This window comes from Streptomyces sp. TOM-9 (genome assembly GCF_056858595.1).
In genome coordinates this window covers 2,409,602-2,422,037 of the sequence record NZ_JBXEQB010000001.1, presented here as the reverse complement: position 1 = coordinate 2,422,037, position 12,436 = coordinate 2,409,602, and the positions used below count along the sequence as shown (strand labels likewise).

Here is a 12,436-nt window from a genome sequence, read left to right as displayed (position 1 = left end):
GTAGCCTCGACCACGGCAGCCCGCCTCCCCGCCCCTGCCGGCGGGGAGGCAGCCGCACATCCACCCCCGAGGGAAGCGAGCAGACCAGTGAGCACCAACAGCGGCGACGTCCGGCTCTGGGGCGGCCGTTTCGCCGACGGTCCCGCGGAGGCGCTGGCCAAACTCTCCGCGTCCGTCCACTTCGACTGGCGGCTCGCGCCGTACGACATCGCCGGCTCCCGCGCCCACGCGCGCGTGCTGCACAAGGCGGGCCTGCTGAGCGACGTCGAGCTGACCCGCATGCTCGCCGGCCTCGACCAGCTGGAGTCCGACGTCGCCGACGGCTCCTTCACCGGGACCATCGCCGACGAGGACGTCCACACCGCCCTGGAGCGCGGCCTGCTGGAGCGGCTCGGCCCCGACCTCGGGGGCAAGCTGCGGGCCGGCCGGTCCCGCAACGACCAGGTCGCCACGCTCTTCCGGATGTACCTGCGCGACCACGCCCGGATCATCGGCGGCCTGATCGCCGAGCTGCAGCACGCCCTGGTCCGGCTCGCCGAGACGCACTTCGACGTCGCCATGCCCGGCCGCACCCACCTCCAGCACGCCCAGCCGGTGCTCTTCGCCCACCATGTGCTCGCCCACGTCCAGGCGCTGTCCCGGGACGCCGAGCGGCTGCGCCAGTGGGACGAACGCACGGCGGTGTCCCCGTACGGTTCCGGCGCGCTGGCCGGTTCCTCGCTCGGGCTCGACCCGGAGGCGGTCGCCAGGGACCTCGGCTTCGAGCACGGCTCGGTTGCCAACTCCATCGACGGCACGGCCTCGCGCGACTTCGTCGCCGAGTTCGCCTTCATCACCGCCATGATCGGCGTCGACCTCTCGCGGATCGCGGAGGAGGTCATCATCTGGAACACGAAGGAGTTCTCCTTCGTCACCCTCCACGACGCCTTCTCCACCGGCTCGTCGATCATGCCGCAGAAGAAGAACCCGGACATCGCGGAACTCGCCCGCGGCAAGTCAGGGCGGCTCATCGGCAACCTGACCGGCCTGCTCGCCACGCTGAAGGCGCTGCCCCTGGCGTACAACCGCGACCTGCAGGAGGACAAGGAGCCGGTCTTCGACTCCTGCGACACCCTCGAGGTCCTGCTGCCCGCCTTCACGGGCATGATGGCCACGCTCACCGTCAACCGGGAGCGCATGGAGGAGCTCGCCCCGGCCGGCTTCTCGCTCGCAACGGACATCGCCGAGTGGCTGGTGAAGCGGGGCGTGCCCTTCCGTGTCGCGCACGAGGTCGCGGGGGAGTGCGTCAAGGTCTGCGAGGCCGAGGACATCGAGCTGGACCAGCTGACCGACGAGCAGTTCGCCAAGATCTCCCCGCACCTCGCTCCCGAGGTGCGCACCGTGCTGAACGTGCCCGGCGCGCTGGCCGCCCGCGACGGCCGCGGCGGGACCGCGCCGTCGGCGGTGGTGGTCCAGCTCGCCGAGGTCAAGCGGGACCTCGCCGTCCAGTTGGCGTGGGCGCAGGCCAAGGGCTGATCCCGCGAGCAGGGAGCCCGGCCGGGTCCGTCCACCCGGCCGGGCTTCTTCGTCGTCGCGCATGAGACACTGGTGTCTCATCTGGGCTACCCTTGTCTCATGAGCTTCGATCGTGAGCAGGTCCTGCGGGACGCGGCCGACCTGCTGTCGCGGCGTGCCACCGCCTCCATGGACGAGATCGCCAAGGCCGCCGGCATCAGCCGGGCCACGCTCCACCGGCACTTCCCCGGCCGGGACGCGCTGGTGCGGGCCCTCGGCCTGCTCGGCATCGCGCAGACCGAGGAGCGCCTGGACGCCGCGCGCATCGAGGAGGGCGACCCCGTCGAGGCCGTCCGCCGGCTCATCACCGAGGCCGTGCCCGTCTCCGGTTTCCTGGCCTTCCTCTACGGCGAGAACCAGATCTACGACGTCGCCGAGATCAACGAGGGCTGGGCGCGCATCGACGCCCGGGTCGCCGCCCTCTTCCGGCGCGGCCAGGAAGCCGGCGCGTTCCGCTACGACCTGACCCCCGCCTGGCTCGTCGAGGCGCTGTACGCGCTCATCGCCGCTTCGGCCTGGTCCGTCCAGGACGGCCGCATGGCCCGCCTCGACCCCGCCCGCATGGTCACCGAACTGCTGCTCGGCGGCATGCTGCGCGACCCCCGGAGCGGGTCGTGACCACCGCCGCACCCGTCACCACCCCGCGCCACGACGACCGCGGCCACCCCGGGCGCTGGCTCGCCCTCGGCGTCCTCACCCTCGCGCTGCTGCTCATCGCCGTCGACGCCACCGTGCTCGGCCTGGCCGTGCCCTTCCTCAGCGCGGACCTGAGCCCCACCTCCACCCAACTGCTGTGGATCGGCGACGTCTACTCCTTCGTCATCGCCGGCCTGCTCGTCTCCATGGGCGGCCTCGGCGACCGCGTCGGACGCAAGCGGCTGCTGCTCACCGGCACCGCCGCCTTCGGCGCGCTCTCCGTGCTCGCCGCGTACGCCACCACCCCCGGCATGCTCATCACCGCCCGCGCCCTCATGGGCGTCGCGGGCGCCACCCTCATGCCGTCCACGCTCGCCCTGATCCGCACCCTCTTCCCCGACGCGCGCGAGCGGAGCTTCGCCATCGGCGTCTGGGGCGCCGTCTCGACCGCGGGCGCCGCCCTCGGCCCGGTCGTCGGCGGGATCCTCCTCGAGCACTTCTGGTGGGGCTCGGTCTTCCTCATCAACCTGCCCGTCATGGCCCTGCTGCTCGTCGTGGGCGCCCGGTCGCTGCCCGAGTCCCGTGACCCGGCGCCCGGCCCCTGGGACCCGGCCAGCGTCCTGCTCTCGCTGCTCGGCATGTTCGGCGTCGTCTACTGCATCAAGCAGCTCGCCGTGCACGGACCCGGACCCGGCGCGGCCGGTGCCGGTGTCCTCGGCGCGGTCTGCCTGTACACCTTCGTCCGCAGGCAACTCGCCCTGCCCAAGCCGCTGCTGGACATGCGTCTGTTCCGGCACCGGGGCTTCTCCGGCGCGGTGCTGGCGGACCTGCTCACCGTGCTCGGGCTCGCCGGGAGCGTCTTCTTCCTCTCCCAGTTCCTCCAGCTCGTCCAGGCCCGCTCCCCGCTCCAGGCGGGACTGTGCGAACTCCCGGCGACCCTCGGCGCCGCGGCCACCGGGCTCGTCGCGGGCGCCGCCGCGCGCCGCTGGTCGGTCAGGGTCGCCGTCACGGGCGGCCTCGGCGCCACCGGACTCGCCCTGATCGCCCTCCTGGCCCTGCGCCCCGGCACGGGCTACCTCTTCCTCGGCGCGACCCTCCTGGTCGTCGGCGCCGGAGCCGGGCTGTCGTTCACCGTCACGGCCGACGTCATCCTCTCCAGCGTCCCGCCGCAGCAGGCCGGTGCCGCCTCCGGCGTCTCCGAAACCGCGTACGAACTCGGCGCCGCCCTCGGCATCGCCCTCCTGGGCTCCGTGGTCACCGGCATCTCCGGCGGCCCGGCCTCGGCCGACCCCGCCGCCTTCACCGACGGCCTGCGCGCGGCCTCCGCCGCCGGGGGCGCCGTCCTGCTGCTGGCGGCCACCGCCGCCTGGCGTCTGCTGCGCGGCCAGCGGCTCGCGGACGGCCGGGTCACCCCGGTGGGCCCCTGACGGCCTGACGGCCCGACGGTTCTGGGCAGGGTCAGCCGGCCCCGGGGTCGTCGAGGGTGAAGACCGTCAGCCACTGCGAGCCGGCGGGCTTGTAGCCCAGGTCCATCAGCGCCGTGGTCACCGCGCGCATGTGCCCCGCGCCGTACAGGATCCCGGCGGTGAACGGCTCGGGAGCGCCGGCGCGGGCGTGGTGCACATGCGTCACCGCGTCGATCAGCAGGCGGTCGCGCCGGTGCACCACCAGGTCGTCCGTCCCCGTCCAGAATTCCGCGGCCGCCTCCTCGTCGTCGCCGGGCAGGTCCTCGAGTTGCAGATGCCGGGCGAGGAACCGGCGCGTACCGAGCAGCCGCATGCCCGCGACGTAGACGGGGATGAGCGCGGCCAGCGTCGCGCGCTCCCTGAGCGGCACCCGCCGCCACCTGTCGTCGAACTCCTCACCGGTCATGTCCGGACACACCACGGGCACGCCCAGCGTGTCGAAGTCGATGTCCTGGACGACCAGTCCCAGACGCTCGTGGCCCGCGAGGCTGCGGTACGACCGCGTGAGCGCCAGCGCCGCCGTACCGCCCCGGACGCCCTCGGCGATCACCAGGTCGCACGAGGCGCGCAGACGGGCCGTCACCTCCGCGTAGAACGCCGGCTCCGCCAGGTGGACCATCGGGTACAGCTCGAAGGCCAGCGCCGTCCCACGGCTGCGGAAGCGCATGACCGCCGAGCGTACCCCTGCCAGCTCCGTGACCTCTATGTACTGCACGCGTCCCCCCGCCCCCGGCGGATCCGTCAATCGCGAGGACGCGCCACGAGGGCCGGCGGGTTGCACCGGCGCCCGCGCCGACCACCGACGTCAACTCCCGGCGTACGAGACCGGTTTGCAGTCCGTATGCTGCCGGTACCCGCCGCGGGGGAGGGAGCGCCATGAGCACGGACGCACAGTCCGGCCAGGACACCGATGTCCTGGCCGTCCTGAGGGAGCACACCCTCGACTGCCGCTACGAGGAGGCCGAGGCCCTCATCAGTGCCGAACTCGCCCGGGCGGAAGGCGACCCGGAGCGAACGGCCCGACTGCACGTCGCGCGGGGCCGGTTGCGGCTGCGGCAGTACGAACATTCGGCGGCGCTCGCGGAGTTCGCCACGGCGCTGCGCCATGACCCGGAATGCGGCCCGGCGGCGGGGTGGCGCCTGGCGGCCCTCGACCGCATGGGCCGCCGCGACGAGGCCCTGGCCGAGGGCACGGCGGCCGCGGAGCGGCTCCCGGAAGCCGTGGACGTCCACACCGCGCTGGGCTGGCTGCACCACAACGCCTGCCGCTGGGACGAGGCACTGGCGGCCTTCGAGCGGGCCACCGCCATCGGACCGCGCCACGCGGAGGGCTGGATCGGCTCCGCGTGGACGCGTGTCGAACTGGGCGACACCGCGGCCGCGCTGCGGGGCCTGGAGGACGCCGAGCGCGGCCTCGCCGACCCCGTCGAGGTCCGCTGCGCGGCCGTACGGATCGCGGTGAGCCGGGGCGAGACCGATCTCGCCCGCACCAAGCTGGTCTCCGCCCGCTCCCTGGACCGCGACGACATCGCCGTGCTGTCGGCGGAGGCCAGGTACGAGAGCGGCCGGGGGACGGGCCGGGCCGCACTGGCGGCCGCCGAGCGCCTCGTGGCCCGGTACGGCCGCCGGCCCGACGCGCACGTCGAACACGCCCGTTGCCTCCTGGACCTGCGGCGATGGGACGAGGCGATCGCGGCCTGCGACCGGGCGCTGGCGATCGAACCGCGCTGGGCCGACGCATGGGGGTGCAAGGCGCAGGCACAGCGGCAGCGCGGCGACCTGGCGGAAGCCCTCTCCACGGGACGGCACGCGGCGCGGACGTGCCGGTACTCCCCGGGCATCAGGCTGGAACTGGCCGCCGCCGAACTGGCCGACGGGGCACTCGACCGTGCCCTGGCCCGTACCGAGGAGGCTCTGGCGCTCAACCCCACGGACGAATGGGGACTGTCCGCCCGGGCCGGGCTGCTGCTGTGCACCGGCGACGTGACGGGGGCGATCACGACCGCCGAGCGCGGCGCCGCCCTGCGCCCCGCCGAACCCGCGGCGCTCACCACCCTCGCCCGTGCCCTGCGCACGGCCGCCCGGCACGACGAGGCGCTCGCCGCCCTGACGCGCGCCAGGGAGAGCGCACCCGGCGACACCGACCTCGTGGAGGAGACCCTGGCCCTGCTGCGCTCGACCCACCGCTGGGACGAGGCGGGGCGACTGATCGACTCGCTGCGTGCGGGCGACAGCACGGGGCGACTGGAGGCGTTCCTCCTGGAGCAGGAGGGTTGCGTCTCCTACGGGCGGGAGATGTACGTCCGGGCGCTGGGGGAGCTGGAGGCCTCGCTGCGCGCGGACCCGGGGCGCCGCCTCGCCGCCCGGGTGCGCGTCCAGTCGCTGGAGATGCTCGGACGTCTGGCCGACGCGGAGGCCGCCGCCCGGCAGGACGCCGAGGACGCCGCCGACGACCCGGACGCCCACGTGGTGCTGGCCAAGGTCCTGTTCGTCGCGGGGCGCGACGACGAGGCGCTCGCGGCGATCGACCACGCCCTGCGGCTCGAGGTCACCTCCACGGAGGCTCACTTGGCGCGGCTCGACGGCCTCCGCGGAGCGGAACGGTGGGGCGAGGCCGCCGCCGCTTTGGAGGAGGCCGCCCGCCACGGTGTGCCGGCGGAGGAAGTGGCCGTCCAGCGGGCCTGGGTGCACCTCGGAGCGCAGGACCACGAAGCGGCCCTCGCCGCGGCGGAGGAATGCCTGCGCCTGCGCCCGGACGCCGTGGGGGCGCTGCACGTGCTCACCCTCGCGCACGCGGGCCGCGAGGAGTGGGCGGCGGCCGAGTCGGCCGCGCGCCGGGCCGCCGCCGTGTCGCCCCGTTCGGCGGCGGGCCTCTGCCTGCTCGCCACGTGCTTCGGCGAGCAGGACCGCCGGGCCGAGGAGTGCGAGGCGTACGAGGAAGCGCTGCGGCGCGAGCCGGACCACCGCGACGCAATTCTCGGCAGGCTCTCCGTCCTGCAGACGCTCGGGCGCTGGGAGGAGGCCGAGACGGCCGCCGAGCACGCCGTCGGGCTCCGGCCCGACGACCCTGAGGTGCTGATCGCGGCGGGACGGTTGTACTCGGCGATGGAACGGCCGCACGACGGCCTGCCCCTCGCCCGGCGCGCGGACGCGTTGACCGGGGGCGACGCCGACGCCGCGGGCCTGCTGGCCTGGCTCCTGCGTCGTACGCGGCGCTGGAACGAGGCGGAGGACGTGCTGCGCGGCTACATCGGCCGTCATCCGGAGGAGGCGAACGCCCACGTCGATCTCGCGTACTGCCTCTGGGACCAGGACAAGGACGAGGAGTGTCTCGCGAGCATCGACCGCGCCCTGGCCCTGGACCCGGACCGCGTGCGCACGCTCACCTTCAAGGCGGAGGTGCTCAGCTGGCTGCGGCGGTGGCCGGAGGCCGAGGCGGCGGCCCGGCAGGCGCTGACCCGTCACCCGGAGATCGCCTCCGGCCACGTCGCCATGGCGTACGTCCTCGGTGACACCTACCGCTACGAAGAGGCCCTGCCGCATCTGCGCCGGGCACTGCAACTCGATCCCGAGCACGAGTGGGCCTGCCGTCTCCAGATCGACACCCTCCTCGCGCTCGGCCGTTTCGACGAGGCCGAACGGGCCGCGGAGGCCGTGCTCGGCCGGGTACCCCACGCCGTCTCGGTCCGGTGCCGCCTCGCCCACGTCCTGCGCGAGCAGCGCCGGTTCGGCGAGGCCCTGGCGCAGTGCGACCGCGCCCTGGCCGACGACCCGTACAGCGTGGCCGCCCACGACCAGCGGGTGAACACCCTGCGCCAGTCGGGATGCCTCGACGAGGCGGAAGCCGTCGTCGAGGAGTTCACACGGTCGCGGCCGCACCTGACCTCCATCCGGTACCAGCTCGCCGCGGTGCACACCGAGCGCGGCGACCACGCGGCGGCACAGACGATCATCGACGAGCTGCTGGCGGCGGCCGCGGGCCCGGCCGACCGCGCCGACGCCCGCGCCACCGCCGCGTGGTCCGCCCTGCTGGACCGGCGCCCGGTGGACGCCGCCCGGACCTTCGGCGAGATCCTGCGGCAGTGGCCGCACAACCACGACTTCCGGGTCGGCCGCGCATGGTCGCTGGTGCGCCTGGCGGACCTCGCCCCCGGCGGCCCGCAGGCGGACGAGCGCCTCGCCGAGGCGGCCGCCCACTGCCGTGCCGTCAGCCGTGAGGACCCGCGCAACGCCGTTGCCCACACCTGCCTCGGGCTGATCGCGCACCGGCGTGGGGAGCCCGCCGCCGCCGAGCGGCACTTGGCCCGGGCCGTGGAACTGGACCCGTACGGGCGCTCCCACACCGAACTGGGCGCGCTGCACGTGCAGCTCGGCCGGTACGCGGAGGCCGAGACCGTGCTGCGGCGGGCCGTGGAACTGGACTGGTACGACGTGCAGGCCCACGTCGAACTGGGCAGCCTGGCACTGCACCGGGCCCGGGAGGGCGGAGGCGCCGCCACGCTGGCGGAGGCGGCCGGGGAGTTCCGCCGGGCCGTCGCGGTGGACCCGGACAGCGGCAGCGCGGCCCTCGGGCTCGCGGTGGCGCTGGCGGAGGGCGCGGGGGACCTCGGCGCCGCCGAGGAGGAACTGCGGCGTGTGCTGGGCCGGCGCAGGGTGCGGGACCAGCCGCAGTGGCAGCTGCGGCTCGCGCTCGCGCGCCTGCTGGTGCAGGCCGGCGACGCCGAGCAGAGCGCCGACCGCTACCACGACGCGGGCGTGGAGGCCCGGGCCGCGATCCGGCTGGCCGAGCGCGAGGCCGAACCGCACTTCGTGGCCGGTGTCGTGGAGCAGCGCCTGGGCACGCAGACCGTCGACGTCCGGCTGAAACTGCTCCACCGGAGCCGGGCCCGGCGTTTCCTGACCCGCTGCCGCCGCCTCGACCCGGCGCACCAGGACGCGGAGCGGGCGCTGCGGCTGCTGGAGGAGGACGCCCGGGCCGCCCGGGGGAGCCGGCTGAGCAGCGCGGTGCTGGTGCTCGTGGCGACCGCCGTCCTCGCCGCGGCCTGGGTGGACTTCCTGTGGAAGCACCACGTCACCGCCGTGATGCTCACGACGCTGACGCCGGTGCTGGCCGGGCTCATCGCGGTCGGGTTCCTGCTGCCGGTGCTGATCCGGCTCAAACTCCCCGGGGGGATGGAGGCCGACCTGTCGGCGAGCATCGGCCAGATCTCCCGCGGCCCGCGCGGCGAGGTCGTGCTCGCCTCGGCACGGACGCCCGCCGGCAACGGGCCGGTCGGCCGGATGCCGCGCCTGTGAGCGGGGAGGGGTACGGGGGTGCTGGGCCGTGTCGTCAAAGGAGCGCCGGCCGCCCGGAGGGCGGGCGGGACTTTGACGACACGGCCTACGCCGCCGTCGCGTGGTCCGTGGCCTTGGACGCCTTCGCCTTCGTGGCGTAGATGTCGACGTATTCCTGGCCGGACAGCCGCATCACGTGGCTCATCACCTCGTCGGTGACGGCGCGCAGCACGTACCGGTCGCGGTCCATGCCCTCGTAGCGGGAGAACTCCAGCGGCTTGCCGAAGCGGACGGTGAAGCGGTGCACCCGCGGAACGCCGGCGCCACCCGGCTGGATCCGCTCGGTGCCCACCATCGCGAACGGGACGACCGGCGCCCCGGTCATCAGTGCCAGCCGCGACACGCCCGTGCGGCCGCGGTAGAGACGGCCGTCGGGGGAGCGGGTGCCCTCGGGGTAGATGCCGAAGACCCTGCCCTCGTCCAGGATGCGACGACCGGTCATGAGCGCGGCGACGCCGCCGTGACCGCCGTCGCGGTCCACGGGGATCATGCCGACGGAGGTGAAGAAGGCCGCCATCAGCCGGCCCTTGATCCCGGGGGTGGTGACGTACTCGTCCTTGCCGATGAAGAAGACCTGACGCTTCACGACCAGGGACAGGAACATCGAGTCGATGAACGTGACGTGGTTGCCGGCGAGGATCACGGGACCGTCGCCCGGGATGTGCTCCGCGCCCTCGACCCTGGGGCGGAACAGGACGCGCATCAGTGCTCCGAGCAGTGCCTTGAGGATGATGCGGAACAACGGGTCCTCCGGTCGTGGTCGGCGGGAGTCCGGCCGGACGCCCGCGGGGGCTCGCCCACCAGTGTGCGCCTCCCCCGGTGAGGACGATACTTCCGCCACGTCGCGACACGCACACCGGGTTCACACGACCGGTACGCATTGTTGATCTGCGTTTCCGCCGCGTTCCGTCGCTCGCCGCCCGACGGCAACACCGGCCCGCCTACGATGCGCGCGTCGCTTGGCAGGATCCGGACAGACGTTCGGCCGACACGAGGGAGCGCACATGACGCACGAGCAGCAGGGCGGCCCGGAGCAGCGCAGGGGGCCCGGGCGCCGGGCACTGATCGGGGCCGCGGCGCTCGGCGCCGGCGTCACCGTGCTCGGCGGCGCGGGCACCGCCGTGGCCGGCGAGCGGGACTCCTCGCACGGCTCCTCGCACGGTTCCGTCCCCGTCCTCCCGCTGCCGGTCCCGACCGTCGTCGGCCACCGCGGTGCGAGCGGCTACCGCCCCGAGCACACCCTGGGTTCGTACCAGCTCGCCCTGGACCTCGGCGCCGACGTCATCGAGCAGGACGTCGTCCCCACCAGGGACGGGCACCTCGTCTGCCGCCACGAGCCGGAGATCGGCGGCACCACGGACGTCGCCGACCACCCCGAGTTCGCCTCCCGCAGGACCACCAAGACCATCGACGGGGTCGCCACCACCGGCTGGTTCACCGAGGACTTCACCCTCGCCGAGCTCAAGACCCTGCGCGCGGTCGAGCGCCTGCCCGCACAGCGGCAGCGCAACACCCTCTACGACGGCCACTGGGAGGTGCCCACCTTCGAGGAGGTGCTGCGCTGGGCCGACGAGCAGGGCCGCAAGCGAGGCAAGGCGGTCTGGCTGCACGTCGAGACCAAGCACCCCACCTACTTCCGCGGCATCGGCCTGGGCCTGGAGGAGCGGCTCGCCAAGCTGCTGCGCCGCTACGGCCGCGACAAGCGCAACTCCCCGCTGTTCCTGCAGTCCTTCGAGCCCGGCAGCATCCAGCGGCTCGGCGCGCTCGGCCTGCGCAACCCCAAGGTCGTCCTGCTGGACGCGGCGACCACCCGTCCGTACGACTTCGTCGCCGCCGGGGACCCGCGCACGGTCGCCGACCTCGTCACCCCGGCCGGCCTGAAGTGGATCGCCGGCTTCGCCCAGGGCATCGGCCCCACCCTGAACCTGATCATCCCGCGTGACGCGGCCGGCAAGCTCGGCACGCCCACCACGCTGGTGCGCGACGCCCACAAGGCCGGGCTGATCCTGCACCCCTACACGATGCGCAACGAGAACAGCTTCCTGCCCGCCGACTTCCGGGTCGGCACGGACCCCAACGCCTACGGCGACGCCTTCGGCGCCTTCAAGGTCTACTTCGAGCAGGGCATCGACGGCATCTTCTCGGACAACTGCGACACCGCGCTCCTGGCCCGCGCGGACTTCCTCGACCGGAAGTGACCGTCAACGCCAGGTGATCCCCTCCCGCGCACGGGTGGTTCCCCCGCCAGGGGGCAACCACCCGGCGCGGCACGGGTGTCCCGGCGGGCATGACCCCGCGCGTACGACACGAAGAACTGGCCGCCATCCGGCCGCTGCTCGCCGCCGAGGCCGCGGCCGAGTCGGTCCCCGCCTGCATCGAGGCGGCCGACCTCGAACAGTCCGTGTGGCTGCGGTTGCTGGAGCTCCCCGAGCCGCCCGCCGACCCCGCCCGCTGGCTGCGCCGTGCGGTGCGGGCCGAGGCCCGCCTCGCCGTGCGCCGGGCCCGCAGGGAGACGCCGTACGGCCCCGGCCGCCACCCCGCCGCCGCGGCCCTGCCGAGCACCGAACAGCAGGTGCTCGCCGCCGAGCAGCGACGCACCCTGCTGGCCGCCGCACGCCGGCTGCCCGGGCGCTGTCCCGAGCTGGTATCCGCCCTGATCTCCCGTTCCGACCCCACTTACCGGGAAATCTCCCGGGAGTTGGGAATCTCACAGGGCAGCCTCGGGCCGATGCGTTCCCGGTGCCTGAGTTGCCTGCGTACGATCCTCGCAACCGGGGTTGCATCACCCGTACGACGGGGTAATGCACCGTAAACAGTCGGCGTACGGACGCTTGTGCACGGCCGCGCCGCCTTCCGGAAACGATTCAGGGCAACGTCCCGCGCCGCACCCTCACCCCCCGCGGCCCGGGCGGACTCGAAGGAGAGGCCAGCGCACATGGGCATGAGCGTGACCATCTCTGCGGCGACCGGCGACGACGCCGAGAAGATCCTCAAACTGCAGTACCTCTGCTACCAGGACGAAGCCGCACTGTACGGGGACTACGGCATAGAACCGCTGACCCAGACCCTCGACGCGCTGCGCGCCGAACTCGAGGGCGGGGTCGTGGTGGTGGCCCGGCTCGGCGAGGAGGTGGTGGGTTCGGTCCGCGGTTCCGTGGACGAGGACGGCACCGCGCGGATCGCCAAGCTGATCGTCCACCCCCGCATGCAGCGGCACGGACTCGGCGGCCGTCTGCTGCGGGCCATCGAGGAGCGGCTGGCCGCGGAGAGCGAGGCCAAGCGCTACCGGCTCTTCACCGGTCACCGCAGCGAGTTCAACCTGCGGCTGTACCGCAAGCTGGGCTACGCGCAGGTGGGCAGCGTCGAACCGGTCACCCGGCAACTGAGCCTGGTGCACATGGAGAAGCCGGCCGACCGGCCCGAGACCTACGCCGCGAGCGCCTGAG

Annotated in this window: 9 protein-coding genes; 7 read left to right on the top strand and 2 right to left on the bottom strand. The window is 74.0% G+C overall.

Going from position 1 to position 12,436, the window contains the following annotated elements:
* Positions 1-87 precede the first annotated feature (87 nt).
* From argH to AC1VWI_RS11380, 3 genes are all read left to right on the top strand, one after another.
* Positions 88-1,515, top strand: a complete 1,428-nt coding sequence (argH, locus tag AC1VWI_RS11390; protein WP_499510857.1) for an argininosuccinate lyase — start codon at positions 88-90, stop codon at positions 1,513-1,515.
* A 99-nt stretch (positions 1,516-1,614) separates the two neighbouring features.
* A complete protein-coding gene (locus AC1VWI_RS11385; protein WP_499510856.1) occupies positions 1,615-2,172 on the top strand; it encodes a TetR/AcrR family transcriptional regulator in 558 nt (185 codons plus the stop codon).
* A complete protein-coding gene (locus tag AC1VWI_RS11380) occupies positions 2,169-3,617 on the top strand; it encodes an MFS transporter (RefSeq protein ID WP_499510855.1) in 1,449 nt (482 codons plus the stop codon). The genes AC1VWI_RS11385 and AC1VWI_RS11380 overlap by 4 nt, the downstream gene beginning before the upstream one ends.
* 31 nt (positions 3,618-3,648) lie before the next feature.
* Here the strand turns inward: AC1VWI_RS11380 and AC1VWI_RS11375 are convergent, their stop codons facing one another.
* Positions 3,649-4,323: a hypothetical protein gene (locus AC1VWI_RS11375; RefSeq protein ID WP_499510854.1), complete on the bottom strand. Its 675-nt coding sequence runs from the start codon at positions 4,321-4,323 to the stop codon at positions 3,649-3,651.
* Positions 4,324-4,532: 209 nt separating this feature from the next.
* On the opposite strand from AC1VWI_RS11375, the gene AC1VWI_RS11370 reads away from it, so the two are divergent.
* Positions 4,533-8,951, top strand: coding sequence for a tetratricopeptide repeat protein (locus AC1VWI_RS11370; protein WP_499510853.1), 4,419 nt, complete (start codon positions 4,533-4,535; stop codon positions 8,949-8,951).
* Between the two features lie 85 nt (positions 8,952-9,036).
* On the opposite strand, the gene AC1VWI_RS11365 is transcribed toward AC1VWI_RS11370, so the two are convergent.
* The gene (locus AC1VWI_RS11365; RefSeq protein WP_499516773.1) at positions 9,037-9,693 is read right to left on the bottom strand and encodes a lysophospholipid acyltransferase family protein; all 657 of its coding nucleotides are present in this window, start codon (positions 9,691-9,693) and stop codon (positions 9,037-9,039) included.
* A 301-nt stretch (positions 9,694-9,994) separates the two neighbouring features.
* Here AC1VWI_RS11365 and AC1VWI_RS11360 point away from each other — a divergent pair, with 301 nt between their 5' ends.
* The 3 genes from AC1VWI_RS11360 to AC1VWI_RS11350 all read left to right on the top strand — a co-directional run bounded on the left by AC1VWI_RS11360 (position 9,995) and on the right by AC1VWI_RS11350 (position 12,435).
* Complete coding sequence (locus AC1VWI_RS11360) at positions 9,995-11,188, top strand: glycerophosphodiester phosphodiesterase (RefSeq protein ID WP_499510852.1); 1,194 nt, start codon at positions 9,995-9,997, stop codon at positions 11,186-11,188.
* 89 nt (positions 11,189-11,277) lie between these two features.
* Positions 11,278-11,802, top strand: a complete 525-nt coding sequence (locus AC1VWI_RS11355) for a sigma-70 family RNA polymerase sigma factor (protein WP_499510851.1) — start codon at positions 11,278-11,280, stop codon at positions 11,800-11,802.
* A gap of 123 nt (positions 11,803-11,925) precedes the next feature.
* Positions 11,926-12,435, top strand: a complete 510-nt coding sequence (locus tag AC1VWI_RS11350; protein ID WP_499510850.1) for a GNAT family N-acetyltransferase — start codon at positions 11,926-11,928, stop codon at positions 12,433-12,435.
* The last annotated feature ends 1 nt before the right edge of the window (position 12,436 follow it).